Source organism: Halomonas sp. V046, from assembly GCF_052645355.1.
Map to the genome: position 1 here is coordinate 347,635 of NZ_JBQXYF010000003.1, position 23,282 is coordinate 370,916.

Annotated in this window: 26 protein-coding genes; 16 read left to right on the forward strand and 10 right to left on the reverse strand. The window is 64.0% G+C overall.

Annotated elements, in window-relative coordinates; genetic code table 11:
* Positions 1-140 precede the first annotated feature (140 nt).
* A complete protein-coding gene (locus ACUN9Y_RS05875; RefSeq protein ID WP_445459752.1) occupies positions 141-1,310 on the reverse strand; it encodes a MalY/PatB family protein in 1,170 nt (389 codons plus the stop codon).
* Between the two features lie 142 nt (positions 1,311-1,452).
* Here ACUN9Y_RS05875 and ACUN9Y_RS05880 point away from each other — a divergent pair, with 142 nt between their 5' ends.
* The gene (locus ACUN9Y_RS05880) at positions 1,453-1,887 is read left to right on the forward strand and encodes a hypothetical protein (RefSeq protein ID WP_445459789.1); all 435 of its coding nucleotides are present in this window, start codon (positions 1,453-1,455) and stop codon (positions 1,885-1,887) included.
* Between the two features lie 46 nt (positions 1,888-1,933).
* On the opposite strand, the gene ACUN9Y_RS05885 is transcribed toward ACUN9Y_RS05880, so the two are convergent.
* Positions 1,934-2,275 (reverse strand): hypothetical protein, encoded by a 342-nt coding sequence (locus ACUN9Y_RS05885; RefSeq protein WP_445459753.1) that lies wholly within the window; start codon positions 2,273-2,275, stop codon positions 1,934-1,936.
* 87 nt (positions 2,276-2,362) lie between these two features.
* Here ACUN9Y_RS05885 and ACUN9Y_RS05890 point away from each other — a divergent pair, with 87 nt between their 5' ends.
* The 7 genes from ACUN9Y_RS05890 (at position 2,363) to ACUN9Y_RS05920 (ending at position 6,972) form a co-directional block, all read left to right on the forward strand.
* The gene (locus tag ACUN9Y_RS05890) at positions 2,363-3,181 is read left to right on the forward strand and encodes a hypothetical protein (RefSeq protein ID WP_445459754.1); all 819 of its coding nucleotides are present in this window, start codon (positions 2,363-2,365) and stop codon (positions 3,179-3,181) included.
* A gap of 126 nt (positions 3,182-3,307) precedes the next feature.
* Complete coding sequence (locus ACUN9Y_RS05895; RefSeq protein ID WP_445459755.1) at positions 3,308-3,718, forward strand: acyl-CoA thioesterase; 411 nt, start codon at positions 3,308-3,310, stop codon at positions 3,716-3,718.
* Entirely contained in the window at positions 3,715-4,182 is a 468-nt protein-coding gene (ybaK, locus tag ACUN9Y_RS05900) for a Cys-tRNA(Pro) deacylase (protein ID WP_445459756.1), read from the forward strand. The genes ACUN9Y_RS05895 and ybaK overlap by 4 nt, the downstream gene beginning before the upstream one ends.
* A gap of 156 nt (positions 4,183-4,338) precedes the next feature.
* On the forward strand, positions 4,339-4,665 hold the full coding sequence (locus ACUN9Y_RS05905; RefSeq protein WP_445459757.1) for a hypothetical protein: 327 nt from the start codon (positions 4,339-4,341) through the stop codon (positions 4,663-4,665).
* Complete coding sequence (locus tag ACUN9Y_RS05910) at positions 4,637-5,158, forward strand: DUF501 domain-containing protein (RefSeq protein ID WP_445459758.1); 522 nt, start codon at positions 4,637-4,639, stop codon at positions 5,156-5,158. The genes ACUN9Y_RS05905 and ACUN9Y_RS05910 overlap by 29 nt, the downstream gene beginning before the upstream one ends.
* A 191-nt stretch (positions 5,159-5,349) precedes the next feature.
* The gene (locus tag ACUN9Y_RS05915; protein ID WP_445459759.1) at positions 5,350-5,901 is read left to right on the forward strand and encodes an LOG family protein; all 552 of its coding nucleotides are present in this window, start codon (positions 5,350-5,352) and stop codon (positions 5,899-5,901) included.
* 99 nt (positions 5,902-6,000) lie between these two features.
* Positions 6,001-6,972, forward strand: a complete 972-nt coding sequence (locus ACUN9Y_RS05920; protein ID WP_445459760.1) for an NAD(P)H-quinone oxidoreductase — start codon at positions 6,001-6,003, stop codon at positions 6,970-6,972.
* A gap of 145 nt (positions 6,973-7,117) precedes the next feature.
* Here ACUN9Y_RS05920 and ACUN9Y_RS05925 read toward each other — a convergent pair whose 3' ends face one another.
* Positions 7,118-7,630 (reverse strand): hypothetical protein, encoded by a 513-nt coding sequence (locus ACUN9Y_RS05925; protein ID WP_445459761.1) that lies wholly within the window; start codon positions 7,628-7,630, stop codon positions 7,118-7,120.
* A gap of 104 nt (positions 7,631-7,734) precedes the next feature.
* The gene (locus tag ACUN9Y_RS05930; protein WP_445459762.1) at positions 7,735-8,247 is read right to left on the reverse strand and encodes a tetratricopeptide repeat protein; all 513 of its coding nucleotides are present in this window, start codon (positions 8,245-8,247) and stop codon (positions 7,735-7,737) included.
* Between the two features lie 566 nt (positions 8,248-8,813).
* On the opposite strand from ACUN9Y_RS05930, the gene ACUN9Y_RS05935 reads away from it, so the two are divergent.
* From ACUN9Y_RS05935 to ACUN9Y_RS05945, 3 genes are all read left to right on the forward strand, one after another.
* A complete protein-coding gene (locus ACUN9Y_RS05935; protein ID WP_445459763.1) occupies positions 8,814-9,845 on the forward strand; it encodes an NADP(H)-dependent aldo-keto reductase in 1,032 nt (343 codons plus the stop codon).
* Positions 9,846-10,018: 173 nt separating this feature from the next.
* Positions 10,019-10,795 (forward strand): peroxide stress protein YaaA, encoded by a 777-nt coding sequence (yaaA, locus tag ACUN9Y_RS05940; protein ID WP_445459764.1) that lies wholly within the window; start codon positions 10,019-10,021, stop codon positions 10,793-10,795.
* Positions 10,796-10,912: 117 nt separating this feature from the next.
* The gene (locus tag ACUN9Y_RS05945; protein ID WP_445459765.1) at positions 10,913-11,329 is read left to right on the forward strand and encodes a VOC family protein; all 417 of its coding nucleotides are present in this window, start codon (positions 10,913-10,915) and stop codon (positions 11,327-11,329) included.
* 66 nt (positions 11,330-11,395) lie between these two features.
* Here the strand turns inward: ACUN9Y_RS05945 and ACUN9Y_RS05950 are convergent, their stop codons facing one another.
* Positions 11,396-11,977, reverse strand: coding sequence for an isochorismatase family protein (locus ACUN9Y_RS05950; protein WP_445459766.1), 582 nt, complete (start codon positions 11,975-11,977; stop codon positions 11,396-11,398).
* 139 nt (positions 11,978-12,116) lie between these two features.
* Here ACUN9Y_RS05950 and ACUN9Y_RS05955 point away from each other — a divergent pair, with 139 nt between their 5' ends.
* Complete coding sequence (locus ACUN9Y_RS05955) at positions 12,117-12,947, forward strand: Tim44 domain-containing protein (protein ID WP_445459767.1); 831 nt, start codon at positions 12,117-12,119, stop codon at positions 12,945-12,947.
* A 167-nt stretch (positions 12,948-13,114) separates the two neighbouring features.
* Here the strand turns inward: ACUN9Y_RS05955 and ACUN9Y_RS05960 are convergent, their stop codons facing one another.
* From ACUN9Y_RS05960 to ACUN9Y_RS05970, 3 genes are all read right to left on the reverse strand, one after another.
* Positions 13,115-13,723 (reverse strand): hypothetical protein, encoded by a 609-nt coding sequence (locus tag ACUN9Y_RS05960; RefSeq protein WP_445459768.1) that lies wholly within the window; start codon positions 13,721-13,723, stop codon positions 13,115-13,117.
* Between the two features lie 96 nt (positions 13,724-13,819).
* Entirely contained in the window at positions 13,820-14,560 is a 741-nt protein-coding gene (locus ACUN9Y_RS05965; protein WP_445459769.1) for a carbonic anhydrase, read from the reverse strand.
* Between the two features lie 128 nt (positions 14,561-14,688).
* The gene (locus tag ACUN9Y_RS05970) at positions 14,689-14,886 is read right to left on the reverse strand and encodes a hypothetical protein (RefSeq protein ID WP_445459770.1); all 198 of its coding nucleotides are present in this window, start codon (positions 14,884-14,886) and stop codon (positions 14,689-14,691) included.
* Positions 14,887-15,357: 471 nt separating this feature from the next.
* Between ACUN9Y_RS05970 and tal the strand changes: the two genes are divergently transcribed.
* From tal to ACUN9Y_RS05990, 4 genes are all read left to right on the forward strand, one after another.
* On the forward strand, positions 15,358-16,296 hold the full coding sequence (tal, locus tag ACUN9Y_RS05975; RefSeq protein ID WP_445459771.1) for a transaldolase: 939 nt from the start codon (positions 15,358-15,360) through the stop codon (positions 16,294-16,296).
* 157 nt (positions 16,297-16,453) lie between these two features.
* Positions 16,454-17,356: a LysR family transcriptional regulator gene (locus ACUN9Y_RS05980; RefSeq protein WP_445459772.1), complete on the forward strand. Its 903-nt coding sequence runs from the start codon at positions 16,454-16,456 to the stop codon at positions 17,354-17,356.
* A gap of 81 nt (positions 17,357-17,437) precedes the next feature.
* On the forward strand, positions 17,438-18,646 hold the full coding sequence (locus ACUN9Y_RS05985; RefSeq protein ID WP_445459773.1) for a YbfB/YjiJ family MFS transporter: 1,209 nt from the start codon (positions 17,438-17,440) through the stop codon (positions 18,644-18,646).
* Positions 18,647-19,268: 622 nt separating this feature from the next.
* Complete coding sequence (locus tag ACUN9Y_RS05990; protein ID WP_445459774.1) at positions 19,269-20,012, forward strand: carbonic anhydrase; 744 nt, start codon at positions 19,269-19,271, stop codon at positions 20,010-20,012.
* Between the two features lie 272 nt (positions 20,013-20,284).
* Here ACUN9Y_RS05990 and ACUN9Y_RS05995 read toward each other — a convergent pair whose 3' ends face one another.
* Both ACUN9Y_RS05995 and salA read right to left on the reverse strand, forming a co-directional pair.
* Positions 20,285-21,655, reverse strand: coding sequence for an MFS transporter (locus ACUN9Y_RS05995; protein WP_445459775.1), 1,371 nt, complete (start codon positions 21,653-21,655; stop codon positions 20,285-20,287).
* A gap of 60 nt (positions 21,656-21,715) precedes the next feature.
* Complete coding sequence (gene salA / locus ACUN9Y_RS06000) at positions 21,716-23,026, reverse strand: salicylate 1-monooxygenase (RefSeq protein ID WP_445459776.1); 1,311 nt, start codon at positions 23,024-23,026, stop codon at positions 21,716-21,718.
* Positions 23,027-23,282: the final 256 nt, after the last annotated feature.

The following is a 23,282-nucleotide window of genomic DNA, read 5'->3' on the forward strand; positions in this document are numbered from 1 at the left end:
CGTTGAACCAGACGCGCGTCCCCGGGCGCGTTGAACCAGACGCGGGCCGCCCATCGCCAGCAATAGCAAAGACGCCCCTGGCCCGGGAAGGCGGGCCAGAGGCGTCTCGTCGAGGGCATCCCGTGGCGCCGGTGAGCGTCTCAGCCCAGCGCTTCATCCAGGCGCTCGAGCGCTTTTTCGAGCTGTGCGGCGGTAGTGCCGAAGTTCAATCGCACGAAGCCCGGCCAGCCGAAGTCTGCCCCGTCAGACAGCGCCACGCCCGCAGTCTCGAGCAGCGCCGCCGCCGGCGACCCCTGCCCCCCCAGCCGCGACTCGCGCAGATCGAGCCAGGCCAGGTAGGTCGACTGGGGGGCCGCCAGGCGAACCCCGGGCCACTGGGCGACCCGCTCCACGAGCGCCTGGCGATGATCCCGCAGCACCTCCAGCAAGGCCTGCCGCCACGGGTCGCCGTGGCGGTAGGCGGCCTCGGCGGCCACCAGCCCCATGACGTTGCAGTCAGGCATCAAGCCCTTGGCGGTGGCGGCAAAACGCTTGCGTAGCTTGGGGTTGGAAATCACCGCGCAGGCCGCGGTCAGCCCCGCCAGGTTGAAGGTCTTGGACGGCGCCCATAGCGTCATGAGACGCTCACCCAGTTCGGGAAAGGCCACCGCCAGTGGCACATGGCGTGCGCCCTCGTCGAGCAGCAGGTCACAGTGCAATTCGTCGGAAACTACGATGAGGTCGTGGCGCTGGGCCAGCTCGGCAAGCCCGGCGAGCTCCGCCGAGCGCCACACGCGCCCGGTGGGGTTGTGCGGTTGGCACCACAGCAGTAGACGCGTCTTGTCGGTGATGGCCGCCTCGAGGGCCTCCAGGTCCAGCGACCAGCCGTCGTCGCCCGCATCAGGAGCGCGCAGTGCGGCTTGCTGCGCCAGCCGCCCGGTGCGCGAGGCCACCTGCAGGAACGGCGGATAGATCGGCGTCACCGTCAGCACGCCATCGCCCGGCTCGGTGAAGGCCAGGCTTGCCAGATGCAGGGCCGGCACCACCCCGGGCAACCAGTGTTGCCAGCTCGGCTCGATCACATAGTCATAGTGGGTCGCACTCCACTGGCACAGCGCGTCTTTCAGCGATGCAGGCACCACGCCATACCCGTAGACGCCGTGCTCGACCCGGGCCTGCAGCGCGTCGATCACCTGCGGCGGAGAGCAAAAATCCATGTCCGCCACCCACAGCGGCAGCACATCGTCGCCGTAACGATGCCACTTCTGAGACGGCCAGGCGCCACCCTGGGGCTGTCGCCGGTCGATCGGCGTGGCAAAATCGAAGGTCATGGTCCTCTCCCTGACGACATGAGTCGACGTGACGAATTGACGATTGATGCGCTGACAGCGGCTGACACGCCACCGGCACGAGGCCCCTGAGGCGATCATCGAGCCCCCAGCACCAAGGACATCTTCAGCGATGACAAGCACCATGCCGCAAAGCGGCTTCTACGCCAAGGTCCGCCAGGGCATGCCGGCCCTGATCGGCCAATGGCTCACCCACGGTCGCGGCGATCCCGAACGCCTGGCGCTGATTCTCGCCGAAACCGCCCGGGTCGCCGGGCTCGGCGACCCGGGCGCTACGCCGGATGGCGATACACTGATTCACTGGGCCGCCTCGGATGCCGAGCCAGCCGCGCCCCACTGGGCCGTGCGCACCGCGCTCTTTCTGCTGGTTCAGATGCCGGCTCGCCCGGTCCCCGGCGATGACCACGAGGCGTGTGCCTGGGCCTACTGCTGGCTACGCAACCGCGAGTTCGAGAACCGAGACGCCGCCATCGATGCCCTTCCCGAGCACCTGCGTCAGGCGATGGCCGCAGCGGTCACGGCCGCCTGGGCGGATCGGCAGGGCCTGCGCCTGGTGTAGCGACAGCGGCCCCGGGTAGAGACCCGGCTCGCCACACCCCATACGGTCAACGCCCGCGACGCGACCAGCGCCGGGGCCGAAACCCCTCTGGCTTGGCGGCCAACCACTCGACGAAACTGCGGATCTGCGGGTGCCCCAGCAACGCCTCACGGCTGCGATAATGATCGGCCAACTGACGCTCGCTCAACACGACATGCAGGTGACGATGGCAGGCATGGCACAGCCACAGGATTGCGGTGAGCCGCTCGACCCGGTCATGGCGCTTGCGGTAACGCGCTTTGCCATGCAGCGAACGAGGAATCAGATGGTGCTTGGTCAGCGCCGCCCCTCGGCCACACAGTTCGCAGACCTCGGGGCGCGGCGGCGGTGATAGGTCATGCCCCGACATGGGTGCGGTGCCTCCTCACGGTGCCCGAACGTCTCACCATACCCGACACCTTCTCAGACAACGACAGCGACAAGGAATCTCCCCACCATGGACGTCCCCGTGCTCTGGCAACTGGCCAAACTGCTCGTCTCGATCGGCGTGGTCCTCGGCCTCTCGATCATCGCCGAGCGAGTCAGCACCCGCGTGGCCGGACTGCTCTCCGGCTACCCGCTGGGGACCGCCATCGCGCTGTTCTTCATTGGTCTCGAGCTGTCGCCGGAGTTCGCCGCCGATAGTGCCGTGCATACCCTGGCGGGATTCACCGCGACCCTGGCACTCGGCGGCGGCTACCTGCTCGGCGCCCGGCGCGACGGATTAGTCGGTGTCCTGCGCGGTACCGCGACGGGGCTGGCGGCCTGGCTCGCGACCAGCCTGGTGCTCACCAGCATTCCCTTCACCCGCATCAGCGGTACCTTGACCACCCTCGTCGCCATCGTCGTCTTTACCTGGTTGTATCGCCGCGTTCCCGACGTCAAGGCGAGTCCCAAGGGCGGTTTCTCCTGGCCGGCGCTGGCGCTGCGAGCCGGCCTTGCCGCCGGCATCATCTTTCTGATCACGGGGCTCGCCCATGTCATGCCGGCAGCCTGGACCGGCGTGATGGCAGCCTTCCCCGTCACCATGTACCCGTTTCTGGTCATCCTGCATCTCACCCAAGGAGCGGCCCCTGTCGCCACGGTCATCAAGCACTATCCTGCCGGACTCGGATCGCTTGTGTGCTACGCCCTGGTGGTGTCACTGACCTACGCGACACTGGGTCTGTGGCCCGGCACCCTGCTCGGTTTCGCCGCCGCCACCGCCTGGCTGCTGGCCTGGACCCGAGCACAACAGTGGTGGCAGCAGCGTGCTCTGGATCGGGCACGGTCTTGACCTAGCGCTTGCTCGGGGCAATGCTAACGCTTGACGCTAGGCCCTGACGGCAGCCCTGACGGCAAGGCTCCCGCCACCTCGTCAACGATAACGACAGCCATGCCCCCGGCCAGGAGAAGTCGCCCCATGTTCAGCCGCACCATCGAGCCCGCCTTCTACGACACCGATGCCCTCGGGCACGTCAACAATACTCGCCTGCCAGCCTGGTTCGAGCTCGCTCGCAACGAGCTGTTCCGACTGTTTTCGCCGGACCTGGACCCGGCCAAGTGGCGACTGATCATGGCGCGCATGGAGATCGACTACCGCGCCGAGCTGCACTATGGTCACGATATCGAGATCCGCACCTACCTGTCTCGGCTCGGCAACAGCTCCTTCACCGTGACCCAGGAGGCGCACCAGAAAGGCATCCTGACCAACATTGGCCACACCGTGCTGGTGCACTTCGACCACCAGGCCAAGAAGGCCGTGCCGATCGAGGGTGAGCTGCGCGCGGCGCTGGAAAGCCACCTGCACGAGCGCGAGGCAAGTCCTGCATGACGCCCGCCATCAAGGCGCTCGAGAAGGCCAAGGCCGACTTTAGTGTCACCCCCTATGATCACGACCCACGCTCACCGGCCTACGGGGAAGAGGCCGCCAAGGCGCTAGGCCTGGACCCGGCCGAGGTCTACAAGACCCTGCTCGCCGAACTCGATGGCGAGCGCCTGGTGGTGGCCATCGTGCCGGTGGCGGGCCAGCTCGACCTCAAGGCCCTGGCGCGGGCAGGCAAGGCGCGCAAGGCCACCATGGCTGCCGTCGACAGGGCCGAACGCGCCACCGGCTATGTGGTCGGCGGCATCAGTCCCCTGGGCCAGAAAAAACGCTTGCCGACCTTTCTCGATGACAGCTGCTTGGCACTGCCTGCCATCCATGTCAGCGCTGGGCGTCGCGGCCTGGAACTGCGTCTGGCGCCCACGGTTCTGGCCCACCTGACGGCGGCGACGCTGGCTCCCATTGCGCGCTGATGCGTGCCGCGCGGGGCGCTGGCACGACCGTCCTGCCCTGGTGGGCGGGCCAGCGCGCTGGTCTTCTGGCCAGGGCCGTGCGGCGTCACGGTGCACCCAGGCGACGCTCGCCCAGCGGGAATGCTAGGGTAAGGGCACCCGACCCAGGAGCCCGCCATGGCCATCCGCTATACCCTGTGGCTCGACCCCGACGATACCGTGCGACACCGCGCTGTCGAAGCCGCACTCGAGGCGTTCTTCGTCGAACGCTTCGCCGACTATCCCCACATCCGCTTGTTCGGTGCCGACCCCTACGATTATGATGCCCCCTTCAATCGACTCTATGACGTCCTGATCGCCCGCGGCGCCGAATACTGCGAACGCGAGCATGCCTACGTCCCCACTCCCGAGCAGATCAATCGCGCCTTCTTCCGCGCCGTGGGTCGCTCGACCAAATTTGTAAGAGACGACCCCGATGGTGATTCGCCCCAACACGACGCCTGATGAGGCCCAACTGGCCATCATCGCCGAGCAGCTCGGTCGCGCCCCACGTGGCATAGAAGCACTCGCCGCCACCGACGGTGACGGCACGCCGCTGGTGCTGCGCATGGCCCCCATCGTCGATGGCAAGCCGTTTCCGACCCTGTATTGGCTGAGCTCGGAGCGCCTCAAGGTGGAGCTGTCACACATCGAGGCGGCGGGCGTGATCAAGCAGCTAGAGGCGCGGCTACAGGAAGACGACGCCTTTCGTCAGGCCTACCACGCCAGCCATCGCGACTATATCGACGCCCGTTGGCAGTTGATGAGCGAGGCGCAGCGTGCGCAGGTGGAGCATCTGGGCTACGCCGAGGTCCTGCGTACCCGGGGCATCGGCGGCATTGCCAACCACGATCAGGTACGTTGCTTGCACACCCAATACGCCCATCACCTGTGTGGGAACAACGTCATCGGCCAGTGGGTGGACGAGCACTACGGCATCATCGATCTATTGCCCTGACAGGCAAAGGCCAGACGCCGTGCGGAGTCTCGGAGCTCCGCCGTTAACGTCCCGCTGCCCGCCGCACCGCACGGCGCCCTTCGAGACCAGCACGCGCCTGCCTTGGCGGCTGGCGCCAGCTCCGTGCGGTACCGCTCTTTCTCGAATCGCCGACCACCGCATAAGATGGCGGCCCCACCAAGGAGGATTGCATGGCGCAGATCTGTGTCTATCTGGGCTCGCGGGAAGGCGAGAACCCCGCGTTTCTGGCCGCGGCGCGGCGGTTTGGCGAGAGTCTGGGCGAACGCGGCCATGGCCTTGTCTATGGCGGCGCCAGCGTCGGTCTGATGGGCGCCTTGGCCGACTCGGCCATGGCCTCGGGAGCCGAGGTGGTCGGCGTCATGCCCCATCATCTGGTCGACCGTGAACTGGCCCACACCGGCCTGACGCGCTTGATTCGGGTCGCCGACATGCATGAGCGCAAGGCTCAGATGGCCGAGCATGCCGATGCTTTCGTCATGCTCCCCGGCGGCATCGGCACCCTGGAAGAGTTCTTCGAAACCTGGACCTGGCGCTATCTTGGTCTGCACGCCAAGCCCATTGGCGTACTCGACAGCGCCGGCTTCTACCGCCCACTGCTCGAGTTTCTCGACACGACGGTCGCCGAAGGCTTTCTCAACGCCGACACGCGCCGCTCGCTGGTCAGTGGTACCACGCCGGAGGCCTTGCTCGACCTGATCGAGGCACGCCTCTCCCGCCCTTAGGGGGCCAACGCCGGTTCCTGCCCAGCCGCCCCTGACGCCGGCGCCGCCGGCGGTGTCTCAGACGCTGGGTGCCGCGCCACTCATTCCACAGGAGTCACCATGCAAGCCATCCTCGTTCAAGGCGACACCCTGAGCTGGCAGTCCGGTAGCGACCTGTCCTCCCCCCAGGGCCGAGAAGTTCGCATCGACGTCGCCTGGGCCGGCGTCAACCGCGCCGATCTGATGCAGCGGGCGGGCAGCTATCCGCCGCCGCCTGGCGCTTCCGAGACGTTGGGGCTGGAGGTCAGCGGCGTGATCGCCGCCTGCGGCCCCGAGGTACGCGAGTTTATGCCCGGCGACCGCGTCTGCGCACTGCTGGCAGGCGGTGGCTATGCCGAGCAGGTCGTTGTCGACGAACGCCAGGTCCTGCAGGTCCCCGCAGGCTTTTCCCTGCGCCAGGCCGCCGCACTGCCCGAGGTCTATGCCACGGCGTGGCTGAACCTGTTCATGGAAGGCGCCCTGAAGGCCGGCGAGCGAGTGCTGCTGCACGCCGCGGCCAGCGGCGTCGGTACCGCTGCCATGCAGCTCTGTCGAGCCTTCGGTCACCCGTGTTTCGTCACCGCGGGCAGCGATGACAAGATCGAACGCTGCAAGACGCTTGGCGCCGACAGCGGCTGGAACCGTCACACCGGCAGCTTCGTCGAGGCGGTGAAGGCCTGGGGCAGCGTCGACATGATCCTCGACCCGGTCGGGGCGAGCTACCTGCCAGACAATCAGCGAGTGCTGGCTGCCGATGGCCGGCTGGTGATCATCGGCCTGATGGGCGGGCGCCAGGCCGAGCTCGATATCGGTCGCCTGCTGATGAAGCGTCAACGCGTCATCGGCTCGACCCTGAGGGCCAAGTCGCCCGAAGCCAAGGGAGCGATTCTCGACGAGCTGCGCCGCCACGTCTGGCCACGCCTGTTCGCCGGCGAGATCGAGCCGCTGATCGATGCCGAGTGGCCCATCGAAGACGCCGACGCCGCCCACGCGCACCTCACCGCCAACGCCAACATCGGCAAGGTGCTGCTGAAGGTCGCCGCGCTCGGCTAGTCCTGTCGTCTTGCCGGCACGCCACTCGTGCGACGGCCGTTCGCACGAGTGGCGCAGCCGGGGCATGGTGGCAGTGTGTGGTGGGGGGGGGAGGCCCGATCTGGAGCAGGAAGTGCTGTTTGGCGCTTGATCCTTACCGCTGTCCTTACTGCTTAGCGCTGTCCTTACCGCTCAGCGCCAGCGTCTTGGCGTAGGTCAACTGCAGAAGCTTGGCATCGTCGCCGGCGCGATGACGATGGATATCGCGCTCCAGGATCACCTGCTCCTTGACGTCACTCCAGCGCGCCATCTGGGATTCGTCCAGCAGGCGACGCAGGGCCTCGAGGCGGAAGGCGGGAATCATTCCGGCGTGGTGAAACAGCAACGACATCCAAGTGTTGTCATAGCCCCAGCTATCACTGTAGGCGATGCCGATTTCATGCAGCTCGTCGTTGAGCCAGCGTGCCACGTGGCGCACCGGATATCCTTCCCGGGCCAAGCGCGCACGGGAGATGCCATGCAGCAGTTCGGCCTTGGGATCCCAGTGGGTCCACTCTTCCAGGGGCTGGATGAGAAACGCGCAGCAGCTGCCGTCGGGACGGGCGATGCCGACCTCAATCGGGTAGCTGCCACGCCCGAATCCGGACGCTTCGATATCCAGCAGAGTGGGGAGCGTCACGAGCGGAGATGTCCTCGACTAGGGTGACCGATCGACTGCCGGGCGCAGTGGCGACAGGGATACCGACCACCCGGCTCGATGCCATGGTGGCGGAGACTCGCAGGCTAGTGTCGCCGCTGGGCTTCAACATTGTCCACCCTGTCCAGGGCATTTACCGGTGTTGCCAGGCGCCCCCAGTAGGCGGCACGCTCGGCATCGACCGGCAGCGACAGCTCACCGTGGCGATAGGCCTGCTCGAGGCGCGCCGCCGCCAGGCAATGGCCAGCCTCGCCCGCTCGGGCATACCAGGTAACGGCATGATCGTGGCGGCAAGGATAGAGCGCACAGCCGTTCTCGTGGATCTGGCCCGCCTGGTACTGCGCCCGCAGATCGCCTCCATGGGCGGCCTGGAGCACGTAACGCGCACCGCGGGCCTTGTCTTGAGGAGCGCGCGAGCGATGGAACAACATGTGCCCATAGAGCGACAGAGCGGCCGGATGCCCTGCGTCGGCGCAACGCCGAAACAAGCGCATGGTCAGCTTCTGGGTACGCGGAGAGCGGGGCAGCCAGCGGATATGAAACAGCTGCTGGGCCAGGCGGTACTCGAGCCGCGTCTTCAGTGACGATGCCTGCTGCATGACAAACAACCCTGGATCCAGTGGTTCAGGAACGGTGGCCGGCCACGTCCTGTGCCAGCAAATGTCCTTGCTAAAACGACGCTGCCGCGGAATCCTCCACGGCAACGGGGTCGCAAGCATACGCCCGGGTTCCGGCGGACTCAACCCCTGGCACGCCGAGCGTCGATTCGCCCCCCGGCTCGGCGCCGAGAGCGAGCCCCACGCAAGCACGATGAACACGCGCAAAACCCGGCCACAGCGGGCCTTCAGGCGACTACCTCGGCGTCGAACGAAGCGCACCAGGCACGCCACAGCAGGGCGCCGTTGACGGGCCGGACGCCACAACGAACGTCTCCTGGTGCCGGCGATTCGACGTACCACCCTACCGGCGTCGTGACGCCGGCGATGGCCGCCGTTTTTTTGGCCAGCGGTTCCCATGGGCCGACTTTTTACGGACTATGGGCGCAAGATTATGCAGATTTGACGGCGGCCTCAGGCGTCGGTCGGCGCGCTACGCCCGAGCCTGACGCCGCGCTCGCCAGCGCCAGGCGCGCGATCTGTTCCCTGCTCCAACCCAAGGATTCCCCATGCAGACCCGTCCTCTCGGCGATACCGGCATCGATGTCAGCCGCCTGTGCCTCGGCACCATGACCTTCGGCGAGCAAAATAGCGAAGCCGAAGCCCATGAACAGCTCGATCGCAGCGTGGCCTTCGGCATCAACTTCATCGACGCCGCCGAGATGTATCCCGTACCGCCCAAGGCCGAGACCCAGGGGCTGACCGAGCAGTACGTCGGCTCCTGGCTCAAGGCCCGCGAGAGTCGCGACGATGTGATCATCGCCACCAAGGCGGCCGGCCCAGGAGTCGAGCATATTCGCGGTGGCCCTCGACTGACCCGCGACCACCTTCACGCGGCCATCGACGCCAGCCTGTCGCGTCTTCAGACCGATTACGTGGACCTCTACCAACTCCATTGGCCGGATCGCAAGACCAACTTCTTCGGCCGCCTCGGCTACGCCCCGAGCGACGAAGAAGACGCCACCGATCTGGAAGAAACGTTAGCGGCGCTCAAGGAGCTGGTGGATGCCGGCAAGATTCGCGCCGTGGGCCTGTCCAATGAGACACCCTGGGGCGTGATGCGCTGCCTGCACCTCGCCGATCGTCTCGACTTGCCGCGAGTCGCCTCGGTGCAGAATCCCTACAACCTGCTCAATCGCACCTTCGAAGTCGGCCTGGCCGAGATCGCCCACCGCGAAGGTGTCGGCCTGCTGGCCTATTCGCCACTGGCCTTCGGCGTGCTGTCGGGCAAGTACCTGGACGGCGCACGCCCTCCCAAGGCTCGCCTGACCCGGTGGGAGCGCTTCAGCCGCTACAGTTCGCCGCTGGCCGAACGTGCGACCCGCGCCTACGTGGACCTGGCCCGAGCGCATGGCCTGGATCCGGCGCAGATGGCCCTGGCCTACGTCAATTCACGCCCCTTCCTGACCAGCAATATCATCGGCGCGACGACCATGGAGCAGCTCGAAAGCAATCTCGTCAGCGAGTCGCTCACGCTGTCCGACGAAGTGCTCGAGGCGATCGAGACGATCCACGCCGAGATCTCCAACCCCTGCCCCTGAGGACGCCCGAACGGCCGTGTTGCCTGTCCCGCCAGAGGCTCCCGCTATCGGCACGATAGGGGCCGCCATCGCCCCGCCCGCCCCCATAGGCAGGCGGGGCTTGGTACAATAGGCCCCCGTTTTCCATCCTCGCCCCTACGACGATACCGTCCCACGACTCAGGAGACAGGCCCATGCTCAGCGTGATCTCACCGGCGAAGACGCTGGACTTCGAGACCCCCGCCACCACCGATCGCACGACCACGCCGGACTACCTGGACCGCAGCCAGGCATTGATCGATATCCTGCGCGACTACTCACCGGCGCAGATCTCCGAGCTCATGGGCGTCAGCGACAAGATCGCCGGCCTCAACGCGGCACGGTTCAGCGAGTGGCAGACGCCGTTCACCCAGGACAACGCCAAACCGGCGGCCCAGGCCTTCCAGGGCGATGTCTACGTGGGGCTCGAGGCCGATACCTTCGGCGCCGATGACAACGCCTTTGCCCAGGACCACCTGCGCATTCTGTCGGGACTGTACGGCCTGCTGCGCCCACTCGATCTGATCCAGCCGTATCGTCTCGAGATGGGCACTCGCCTGGCTAACCCGAAGGGCAAGGACCTGTACGCGTTCTGGAGGCAGACCCTCACCGCCGAGCTCGATCAGGCGGTAGCGAAGAGTGGCTCGCCGGTGCTCGTCAACCTGGCCTCCAATGAGTACTTCAAGGCCATCGACGCCAAGGCACTCGAGGCCGAGGTGGTCACGCCGGTGTTCAAGGACTGGAAGAACGATCGCTACAAGATCATCAGCTTTTACGCCAAGAAGGCCCGGGGCCTGATGGCGGCCTGGATGATTCGCGAACGCCTGGATGACCGCGAGGGACTGAAGGACTTCGATGTAGCCGGGTATCGCTTCAACGCCGCCGAGTCTCAGGGCAGCACCCTGGTCTTCACCCGTGACGTCCCGGCCTGACCATCGGACGCTCGACACCCCGGGGCCCGACGCGCCCCGTCTCGCGTGACAAGCAGCGGCGCAGGGGTGGCGCCGCAGACACGCCTTGTCATGCGCCCATGAAGTGAGGATTCAGACATGCAACCCCGAATCAGCATGATCACACTGGGCGTGAGCGACCTCGAGGCATCGATAGCCTTTTACGAGAAAGGCCTCGGTTTCCCCCGCATGGCATCACCGCCGGAGGTTGCCTTCTTCACCCTCAATGGCACATGGCTTGGCCTCTTTGGCCGGGAAGCACTAGCTGAAGATGCTCAGATTTCTGCACAGGGCTCAGGCTTCAACGGGTTTAGTCTGGCCCACAATGTCGCATCAGAAGCAGAAGTCGACGCGGTGGTCCAACACGCCGTGGACTCGGGTGCCCGCCTGGTGAAACAACCTGCGAGAGTCTCTTGGGGTGGCTATAGCGGGTACTTCACCGATCCGGATGGCCACCTATGGGAGGTCGCCTACAATCCCTATTTTTGGGTTGGCCCTGGTGATGCCGGGGCATAGCATGGCGCTGCAGCGGACGCCTGACCCGATACCCACGGCCAGGGCCCGGGCGGCGCTGCGTACAGGCTAGGGGGCCAACCTCAGAGGACGCCCGGCCCGGGGCTTCAACAAGCGTCTATGGATCTCGCGAAACGTCTCGCCACTGCAGGTCTCGAGCCACTCGTAGGCGACCATGTCGGCACTCACCGCCACGCCGCCGGCCTGGAGCAGCCGCTCACGGGCCAGCTTCGCTTCATCGAGACGCCGGCTGACACAGCCTTCCACCAACCAGAACACCTCGAGGCCACGCTGGCGCAGGCCAAGTGCCGTCTGCAGCACACAGATGTGCGCCTCGGCGCCGGCGATCACGATCTGACGCCGCTCCGACGCCTCGAGGTGCGCCACGAAATCCGCGGCTCGGCAGGCATCGAAGTGCTGCTTGATGAAGACCGGCACCGTCTGAGGCAAGGCGTCCCGTAGGCGTGGTTCGGTCGGCCCGAGGCCCTCGGGATACTGCTCGGTCAGCCACACCGGCACCGCCAGATGTTCGGCCACGGCGGCCAGCCAAGCGATCTCGGTCACGGCCTGGTCGGCACGCTCGATCACCGGCATCAGGCCAGTCTGGACATCCACCACCAGCAGCGCGCTTCGGCTCGGGTCGATCAGCATGCGCCCCCTCCTCGTATTTTTGGTCTTATGTGCTTCCCGTGGTCAGCGTAATCGCTAGAATGGTCGAGCGACAGGATCGGGGCTAAAGCCCCGACCCACAAGACTGGCCACGATTGGCCTGAACCACGGAGATTTCTCGATGCGTCACCTTCTCGTGATGATCATGGTCGGTGTGCTGGGCTTTGGCCTGGCGATCGACAGTGCCGACGCCCGGCGCTTGGGCGGCGGCAAGAGCGTTGGCAGTTTTTCGCGCCAGGCTAGCCCGAGCGCGACCCAGTCTCAAAACACCGCCCGCCCCAACGCGGCGCCAAGCGCTCCCCGCAAGGGTGGCCTGATGGGCGGTATGCTCGGTGGCCTGCTCGCTGGCAGCCTGCTGGGCGCGCTGTTCTTCGGTGGCGCCTTCGACGGCATCGGCATGATGGATATCCTGCTGATGGCCGGCGTGGGCTTCCTGCTGTTCAAGCTGTTCGCGCGACGCCGCGCGGCGACGGCATCCGTAGGCGGGGGCGCGCCGGGCCACGGTGCCCAGCGCCAGCAGCATGACGCCACGCCTTTCAGCATGCCAGGCAGCAGCGCTGGCGGGGCCGCCTCGGGGCCGGTGGGAGACCCTGAGTGGTTCGACCGTGACCGCTTCCTCGGCGGCGCCAAGGAACATTTCATGACGCTCCAGCGGGCCTGGGACAACAACGATCTGCCCAAGATCCAAGACTACGTGACGCCGGAGCTCTATAACACGTTGCGCGACGAACGCGCGGCACAACCGGCCAACAATCAGACCGAGATCGTGCGCCTGTTCGCCGAACTGGGGGGCGTTCAGGAAATTGGCCAGCAGGCCGAGGCCCGAGTGCTGTTCCACGGCATCATTTCCGAGAACGGCAGCGAAACCGAGTTCAACGAAACCTGGCATCTGGTGCGAGAACTACGCGGCGACGCCCCCTGGTACGTCCAGGGCATCGAGCAGAACGGCTAGCCCCAGCGCTCCTGTTGAGCGGTAGCCTCCCGGGCTACCGCCCCTGTGATTTTCTCAGCGCGATCTGGCTCCACCAGCACCACGTGACACCATAACGACGAACGGCCGGGCAGATGCCCGGCCGTTCGTCGTTGTGGCTATCATCGACACCCGCCGATACCCGGTGCTTATTGAGCGGCCTCGTCGGTGGCTTGCTCTATGTCATCACCGGCTTCTTCCACGCTATCGCCGATCACTTCCGCGGCCTGGTCGCCTTCGGCCTCGGCGTCGGCGGCCATCTCGTCGCCGGCCTGCTCGGCGTCGTTCATGGCATCGGCAGTCGCATCGGCCGCGTCGTCCATGGCTTGCTCGGTATCGGCCGCCATCTCGTCGCCGGCCTGTTCGGCGTCATTCATCGCCTCGGCAGTCGCGTCGGCCGCGTCGTCCATGGCCTGATCGGTTTCGGCCGCCATTTCATCGCCGGCCTGTTCGGCGTCATTCATGGCATCAGCAGTGGCATCGGCCGCGTCGTCCATGGCCTGATCGGCGTCGGCCGCCATTTCATCGCCGGCCTGCTCGGCATCGTTCATGGCATCAGCAGTGGCATCGGCCGCATCGTCCATGGCTTGTCCTGCATCATCGGCCATTTCCTGGGCCTGCTCTTCCACGGCCTCCCGGGCATCGTCGACCTTGGCACCCGCTTCTTCAGCGGAATCATCCTCGCAGCCCACCAGACCAGCGCTCAGCGCAGCAATGGCGGTGACGAGGGCAAGTTTACGCAACCTTCCGTGCTTCATGACGTTCTCCTGGTTTCAATCGCGGGGCTCTCTCAGTCAACACTAGCCTTCCCGTCTCGCCTTTTCCAACGTTAGAGGTTCATCACGAGAGAAGCCTCAGTAGCGTACAACGCGTCCATTGAGCGGCTGCCGGGGCCTGTTATTGTCGAAGCCGATGGCTTGCTCGACCGCGTCGAGCTGGTCTTCGTCGAGGGTCTTGGCCGTGCGTAGCACCACCCAGCTCACACCTTCGCTGCAGGGTGGTGTGGTCAATGAACCGTCGAGACGAAAATAATCACGCTCATCGGGCAACAGCGCCGCAGGATCCAACCCCGGGGCCAACGCCTGGCGCGCGCTACCGGCATGGGGCAGCTCGCCCATCAGTGACGCCAGCGCGGCGTCGGTCGCACCGATCTCGTACAACACCGCCACCACGGCAAGATTGCCGGCGCCATCGGCATGCACCAGGTGCGCCTCGAGCGGAAAATGACGGCCACGCAGCCGGTGCTCGGCCGGCGCATGAAAATGCACCTGCTTGAGGGCATAGGACTCACCGTCGAGCCTCAGCGTATTCCCGGCCGGCGATTGCAGCTTCACCGTGTGACCATCGTGAACCACTTGGGTCGCGGGTGCGGGATACTCGACGTCAAGGAGCGGCAACGAGGCGTCTACGCCACGATGCAGATGCACCGGGGACTGCTGGTGACCACTGGCACAAAGCTCATACTCGTCGGATACCTCCGCCCAACGATGCGGGCCGTTCGGCCCAGAGTAGGACCAGGCCATGGGATCGGAAGCTGCCAGCGTCGCAGACGTCATGGCGACTCCCAGCGCCCCAATCAAGGCACGGTAGTTCATCGAATCTCCCTTTCGTCATTGTCCTCGAGCGAGGACTGGCTTCCTGCCGCAGGAGCTACTCTTGTGACATACGACGGCGGCCGAGCTTTCGCTCGACCGCCGTGAGGAACTGCCTGGTGACCACGCGCTTAGTTGGTGGCGTCGTCCGCCGCGCTTTCCATGTCGTCACCCATCTCCTCGACCGAATCGCTGGCATCGTCCATCGCTTCGTCGACGTTCTCGCCAGCTTGTTCGGCAGGGCCGTCCTGATCACAGGCGGCGAGGCCGCCAGCCGTCAGGAGCACCAGTAACGCCAGACCAAAACTACGCTTCATGCTGCTTTTCATAAAACATCTCCTCCTGAGACATTGGTCGAATAGCCACTTTTACCCTAACCGCCTTCGGCAGCCCCCGCCACCCAGCCGGGTGACATCGGCTCCTCCACCCCGTCACGGCTAAGTAAACTTGGCCTTGGTTGGCATCATGCGATGGTTCGGCTTGCCGGCCGGCCTCGACCGGGCGATGGCCTTGACCGGGCCGACGCCGGCAGTCAGGACGGATGGCGCAGGGAGCCAAGTCCGTCGGCCAGTGAAATGCGTCTCGTGGCACCTGGCGTCCGGGGCGAGCGTGCCATCCCCTGAGCGACATCGCGCTCGGGAGACAACGGTCACACCTGATTAGGGTCACAAGCCATGTCCGTACGGGGATGCCGGTTAACCGCGCTCACGACACGTCTGTGTCGCCGTCGCTAGTGACACCTCTTGCCAAGGGCCGCATCATACGAACAGGCCAAACCATTGTTCATTCAGGAGCTCGCCATGACTTCCCGCCTTGATGCCCTCAAGCAACTCTCCACGGTCGTTGCCGATACCGGGGATCTGGATGCCATCCGCCGCTATAAGCCCCAGGATGCCACCACCAACCCATCGCTGATCCTGAAGGCGTTCGAACTACCCGAGTACCAGCCACTGATCGACCGCGAGCTGGACGCCATCAAGAGCCGCGGCGAGACGCCCGCCGAGGCCGTCGATACGCTGTCTGTGGCCATGGGAAGCGAGATCTCCGGACTGGTGCCTGGACGCGTCTCTACCGAGGTCGCCGCGCGTCTGTCCTTCGATCGTGAAGCCAGCATCCGCAAGGCCCATCAGCTGATCGAGGCCTACGACAAGCGCGGCGTCGGCCGCGACCGGGTACTGATCAAGCTGGCGTCTACCTGGGAGGGCATTCGCGCCGCCGAACAACTCGAGCGCGAAGGTATTCAGTGCAACCTGACCCTTTTATTCAGCGATGCCCAGGCCCAGGCCTGCTTCGATGCCGGCGTCTTCTTGATCTCGCCGTTCGTCGGCCGCGTCACCGACTGGTACAAGAAGGAAACCGGCAAGGACTACTCCGCTGACGAGGACCCGGGCGTGCGTTTCGTGCGCGGCGTATGCGAACGCGTCGGCCAAGGTGGCTACAACACCGTGGTCATGGGCGCCAGCTTTCGCAACACCGGGCAGGTGCTGGCCCTTGCCGGCTGCCCACGTCTGACCATTTCACCGGCACTGCTCGAAGAGCTGGACGGGGTAGACGGCGACGTCGAGGGCAAGATTGCCACCGCCAGCCCACAAGAGCAGAAGGTCACCGCCCTGACCGAGCCTGAGTTTCGCTGGGGACATAACCGCGATGCCATGGCCGTAGACAAGCTGGCCGACGGTATCCGCCGCTTCGACGAAGACCAGGGTAAGCTCGAGCGCCTGATCGCCGAACGTCTCTAGCCGACAGGTCAGCGGCGCCAGGGCCAGTGCCCCGGCTCCAAACTCCCGGGGACACTGGCGCGCCGTGCGCAGAGCTGTCCCCTCAGGGCCTAGAACAAAGTGGTGGCCGCAGAAGGTTGCAGGTGATGTCAGGCGCCGCCAGCCTAAGGAGTCGTCTATGGATGCCACCGATCTGAAATTTTTCCAGGCGGTTTCGAAAGCCGGTAGCATGAGCGGGGCCAGCGAGAGCCTGCATACCGTCCAGTCTAACGTCACGTCACGAATCAAGAAGCTCGAGCAGGAGCTAGATACCGCGTTGTTCGTACGCACGGCCAAGGGGGTCTACCTCACCCCGGCCGGCGAACGACTACTGCCCCACGCCAGGCGCGTAGCCCTTGCGCTGGAGAACGCCGCGGCAGCCGTCCATGACGTCGACACGGTGTCGGGGAAGCTCGTGATCGGAGCGCTGGAAACCACCGCCGCCATGCGGCTGTCCCCCTACCTAACCCGCTTTACCCAGCAGTACCCGAGTGTCGACCTCTCGATCATCACTGGCACTTCCCAGGAAATGCTCGAACGAGTCTTGGCCCACGATATCGACGGAGCCTTCATCGGCGGCTCGATCTATCGTCAAGACATCGAAACCACTCAAATGTTCAAGGAGGAATTAGTCGTTGTATCGGGACCTGGCCACCATACTCTGGCCTCGTGCCTACAACCCAATGACCTCAAGATTCTCGTTCTCAGGCCCAACTGTGTGTACCGAACGATACTCGAGACCATGCTAATAAAACGAGGACTCTTTGAATTCAAGGTCTTGGAGTTCGGCACCCTCGAGTCTATCATCGGCGGCGTCTCTGCCAATATTGGCATCACACTACTACCGCGATTTCTCATCGAAAAAACCTACGCCAATTTCCCTCTCAAGACACACCGTATCGAGGACTCACTGGCAAATATAGATACCAGCTTTATCGTCCGTCGAGACGCCTACATGACCCTAGCGCTCAAGAAGTTCATCGACATCGTTCGGCCCACGGACAATCTATGCCACCTTCCAGGCCATAGCAAAATCAGATAGCTCCCATTTTTTCTTTTCACTACTGAAACCTTAAAAAACGCTCTAGTGTGCGATTCACATACTCCGCTCTGGATGTCGCACATGTCTCAGCACACCATTCTCGCCAACGAGATACCAATCAAGCAGATCACAGCGGCTTCACTTGCGGTGTTCGTCGGAATAGGCCTCTCTCGATTCGCATACAACCCCTTGATGCCTGCGACAATACTCGAAGGTTGGTTCCCGCCCTCTCATGCCATCTACTTCGCTGTTGCCAACCTGGCAGGCTATCTGGTCGGTGCATTGATCTCACCATGGCTATCCCAGCGCATCGCCCCGTACAAGCTGTTGAGAGCGTCGATGCTGTCTGCCTCGGTGATCTTTTTCTGCTCAACGTCGCCGGTATCCTTTGCCTGGTTTTTTACCCTGCGCTTCCTCTCCGGATTCATCGGTAGCATCGCCATGGTGCTGGCAGCCCTGACGGTGCTTCCCCACGTTCACCAGCGCCTGCAGGGCATCGCATCCGGTATCATCTTCGCAGGCGTCGGCCTTGGTATCGTCGCCTCAGGCGCACTGGTTCCTTTCCTGCTGACCATCAATCTTCCTTCGGCGTGGGCCCATTTAGGCGTTATTGCATTTCTTGCCACTTTTATCAGCTGGTTCTGGTGGCCTGAGCAGCCCCCTGAAGGCGCGAGCGTAGCCCCGCAAGACACTGGCCCCTGCCCCCAGAGCCGATCGTTCATTGGCACCTATACCAGCTACGCCTTGGTGTCTGCTGCACTGGTAGGGCACATGATATTTTTGGTCGACTTCGTCTCACGCGGCTTAGGAGAGAGTATCGACCTTGGCGGCCGCCTGCTCATTCTATTTGGAATCGGTGCGATTCTTGGACCAATTGTTTCCGGCACTCTCGTCGACAGGCTGGGCACGACCATCACGACTCGCCTCCTGTTTACAATCTGTGTCCCATCAATCGGCATATTAGCAATGGACTCGTCACTGGTTGGAATCGCAATATCCAGTGCCATCACCGGTTGCACAGTAACCGCCATTCCTTCGCTAGTTCTTGGAAGGATAAAGGAACTCACCGCCTCACCCAGTGCCAGAAAGCGTGCCTGGGGTACGGCCACCGCCTGCTACGCCATATCTCAAACCACCGTTAGCTTCTTTCTCGCAGAGACGCTTCGCTACACAAACGAAAACTATGCAGTTATATTTCTCATCTGCACCGCGCTCATGGCAATGGCCCTCGTGGTAAACCTGGTCAACGACAGAGTATCTCATCAAGGAGAGACTCACTGCTCCCCATGAAAGCCAACATAGCACTCACCAGAAGGTGATCACGATGCAACCCATCGACTACCTCGCCATCAGGAATCTGTCGAACATCCTCCTCACAGGGCGACTAATAAAAGAGCATATACAAGAATCATCGACAGCTAAGGAAGCTCTCGATCCATCAGCCACCGTGGCCCGGAAGGCAACATACACGAACGACCATGGATAGCCCTGCAGCCTTCCCGCACTGGCGATCACCGCACCAGGGCCGTCTGTAAAACTGGCTTCTCCGCTAACGCTTTCGGTCTCGACGAAAACCGTCGCCCGTTGATGCGCGTCAACTTATCATTACCTCGCTAAGCTTTTCGATACGCGCTGGTGTAGTGTGCACTCTCCGCCACTTAGACGTGTTTTTGTTCATCTAACGTTCGACAGAGGCCGTCGTGTCTTATCGGCTTCACGCCTTCCGGTTCGATACGAAGGGCGGCGTTCACCAATGAATCAACCCGGGTGACGTACGTGCGCATGGACCGACAGGACGCTAGCTATTCCAGCGTCCACTGATGATGATTCAGCGCCGAGGGCGAGCTCTTGCCCTGCGCCGGCCTGTCATCTCGAAGCGCCAAGACGCGGCCCTCAACATCAAGGGAATATCATGAAAGCACTACAGATTGCCGGTCTTCTAGGCGCCAGCCTTCTCGCCTCCACCGCGATGGCGGCGACACCACACGCGCCCTGGTCATATCAAGGCGACCAGGACCCGGCACACTGGGCGGGGCTCGATAGCGTCAACCTTATCTGTGGCCAGGGCAAGAATCAGTCGCCCATCGATATTCGCGGCGCTGCCCACGCACACCTGCCGCCGCTGGATCTGGCCTACGACGCCAAGGGCACGAACATCATCAATAATGGCCATACGGTTCAGGTCGCGGCTCCCGAAGGCGATGTTCTGCACCTGGAAGGCAAGGACTTCAACCTGGTGCAGATGCACTTCCATGAGCCTTCCGAGCACGCCATCAACGGCCAACATTTCCCGCTGGAAGCCCACCTGGTGCACGCAGATGCCGACAGCAACCTGGCCGTGGTCTCGGTACTGTTCCAGGAAGGCGAAGCCAACGCAGCGCTGGCGCCACTCGTCGGTGAACTGCCCTCGGCGGTAGGTGAGACGCGGGATCTGACGACGCCGGTCGACTTCGCCGCCATCATCCCCAGCGAACAGCAGTACTACCGCATCGATGGCTCGCTGACCACGCCGCCCTGCACCGAGGGCGTTCGCTGGGTCGTGCTGGAGGCACCGGCGAGCGTCTCCGCCGATCAGGTCGCTGCCTTTGCCAACGCCATTGGCGGTCCGAACAACCGTCCGCTTCAGGATATCAATGCGCGTATCCCGATCGACTGATCAGGGCACCACCGCGTGGCAACGCGTCGCTGCCGCTACCCGGGGCCGGGCAGCGGCCCCACGATGTCAGGCCTCCTGCTCGGGACGGCGAGCAGCAAAACCGCCATCGCCATGCCAACGACGGCCTACGCGAGCGTAGGCCGTCGTTGGCATGCAAGGTGCCTTCTCGATCGGCTCCAAGGCGTCACGCAATCGCATCTGGGCAAAGTGCCAATAACGCTGGCCCCCATAGCGGCATACGCTTCTGGGGCGCCAGTCATCCGCCTCGCGACTCAGGGGCGAACCGATGTCGCGGTGGTGAGCGCCGATGGCCGTGCGCCCACGAACAGCATGGCAACCGTTGCGATAAGACCCGGCACCGCGAAGGCCAGAAAATTGGCGCCATGGGGCAGCGCCAAGGACAGCAGCAACCCGGTGACCAGCGGCCCCGCCAGGGCGCCGATTCGGCCCACGGCCAAGGCCGCCCCCACACCGGTCGAACGTATCGCCGCCGGATAGTACTGAGCCACATAGGCATTGATCAGAATCTGCGCACCGATGGTGCTGGCCCCGGCAATCGCCACCAGGGCATAGAGCACGGCCACATGACTTCTCAGTCCTAGTGCCGCCAAGGCGCCGGCCCCCACCACGAAGAACACCACCAACACGTGACGCGGTGATATCCGGTCGCAAAGCAGTCCACCGCCGATGGCACCGGCGATGGCTCCCAGGTTCATCACCAATAGAAAGCTCAGGCTTCGCCCGATCGGGTAGCCCGCCATGGTCATCAGCGTCGGCAGCCAGGAGCCGAGGGCATAGATCATCAGCAGGCACATGAACGAGGCCAACCAGAACATCAGCGTACTGATACGCCGCTGCGGCACGAAGAGCTGCGCCAAGGGCGCCTCATCGGCGACCCGACCATGGGGGGGTGTCTCGAGCACTAGCGCTTCTGACGTTGCCACGCCACTCGGGCTGGTATCGGTGGTGACGCTGCCGCTCTCTGTAGTCGGCAATCGCGCAAGGATCTCGCGCGCCTCGTCGTGGCGCCCACGGCGGACGAGAAAATCCAGCGACTCCGGCAAGTAGCGCAGCATGAACGGCACGCTCAAGAGCGGCACGCCGGCCAACCAGAACATCATCTCCCAGCCGAAGGTCGGCACCACCACAATACCCAGCCCCGCCGATAGCATGCCGCCGATGGAATAGCCGCTGAACATGATCGCCACCAGGGTGGTCCTGAGCCGGCGCGGCGCGTACTCGGTGATCAACGCCACCACATTGGGCATCACCCCACCGAGACCGAGCCCCGCGATGAACCGGCATAGCCCGAACTGAACAGGGGTGGTCGCGAACCCATTAACCACCGTCACCAGGCTGAAGGCGGTCAGGCAGGCGATGATGATCTTCTTGCGCCCGATGCGGTCGGCCAGGGTGCCAAAGACGAAGGCCCCGACCATCATGCCAAGCAGGGCGGAGCTTCCGAGCAGCCCCGCCTGAACCTTGGTCAGTTGCCACTGCTCCATCACCAGCGGCAACACCACGCCATAGATGATCAAGTCATAGCCATCGAAAACGATGATCAGTGAACACCACAGCAAGACGTTGAGATGAAAGCGGCCGAAGCGGCGCTCCCCCAGTACGGTTTCCGTTGTCAGGGTCATGTGACACCTCGGGTCATTATCGTTGTTATGTCGGTCGCGCAGGTAATGCCATCCTGCCGATCAGCGTGCTTCCACCTCTCGCAGCGACCAGCCCAGCGCTTCACGCGCCTCGGTTACCGCATCGCACGGATCGAAGTTCCACAGCCAATCGAAGCGCTGCTCCAGTTCACGAGCGATACGCTGTTCGTCATCTCCGATGCCGGGGGCGGCGTACTCATAGAGTTCTCCTGCCTCGAATGACGTGGCCTGGACGCGGCTCGCGCGCGGTAGACGCACCCGTTCAAAGGCGCTCAGGACCTCGATCACGTTGGCTGACGTGCACCGGCTATCACTCACCAGAGACGCCAGCACGAAGGCATCTTCCAGCGCCTGACCGGCCCCGGCTCCCTGGTGCGGTAGCATGGCGTGGGCGCTATCACCGACCAGCAGGACGCGATCACGCTGGTAGCGCGGTAGCCGCGGAATATCGTGCAGCGCCCACCGGGTCGGCGCCTCGATACTCTCGAGTATCCTCCGCGTCGCCTTTCCCCAGCCCGCAAAGTCCGCCAGCATCTCCTGCGACGAGACGTCCTCGACCCAAGGCTCCTCCAGCGCTGTCTCTTCGCTGCGTGAGCGCCGATCGGTGACGAAGGCGACCACGTTGACCAAGGTGCCCCGCTTCACCGGAAAGGTCAGCACGTGGCGATTCGGCCCCAGGTACATCTGTGGCACCGTGGCCAGGCGCGGATCAACACCGGCAGCGCCAAGGGACTGCTCCAGTCGAGCGGTATCGAGCATGCCGCGATAGGCCTTGGTGCCGCTGAAACGCGGCCCGAACCTGCCACCACGCTCATCTTCCAGCACATGCTCACGCACAGCAGATTTGATGCCGTCGAACCCGATGACGATATCGGCCGTCGCCGTGGCGCCATCACTGAAGGTGATAGAAGCACCCTCGGCATGCTGGCGGATCGCCTGACAACGCTTGTCGAAACTGGCGATATTGGCCGGCAGTTGGGCAACAATGGCATCGAGAAAGTCGGCACGATGGACCGACGACTGTCCGCAACCCGGCGCCATGGAGGCGGTCAGGTATTCGTCATCGTGCCAGCGCCGCCATTCGAACCAGACATCCTCGAAGGGCGCCGGAGAGCCATCGGCGATAGCCTCATAGGGCGCCTTGAGTCCGAGCAGTTCGATGGCGCGCACCGCATTGGGGCCAAATGAGACCCCGGCACCGATCTCGGAGAAGGCCTTCGCGGCCTCGAAAAGACGTACCTCAAGGTGCGCGTGACGAGACAGTGCCACGGCCAGAGCAACGCCACCGATGCCACCTCCGACGATAGCGATGGATAGGGACTTCACGGCAGTCTTGTCGGTCAACTCGTTCATGCTGGGCTCCCCCCGCTGGTTCGACTCACTGACAGTGCGACTCGAGCAGCGTCTCGAGGGCGCCCTCTTCGTCACGGTTATCCCAGACTAGAGAGCACCAGGGTCTGCCACCAAACAGCCTCGGTCATGGCTTCGATCAATCAGGCTAATAAGGCATGCGAACAACGAGATACCGGGCCCTGTGCGACGACATCATGGACTTATGTCTAACGTAGAGAACCTGCAGCATGGCGCCATACTGGCCTCGCAGCCCGGC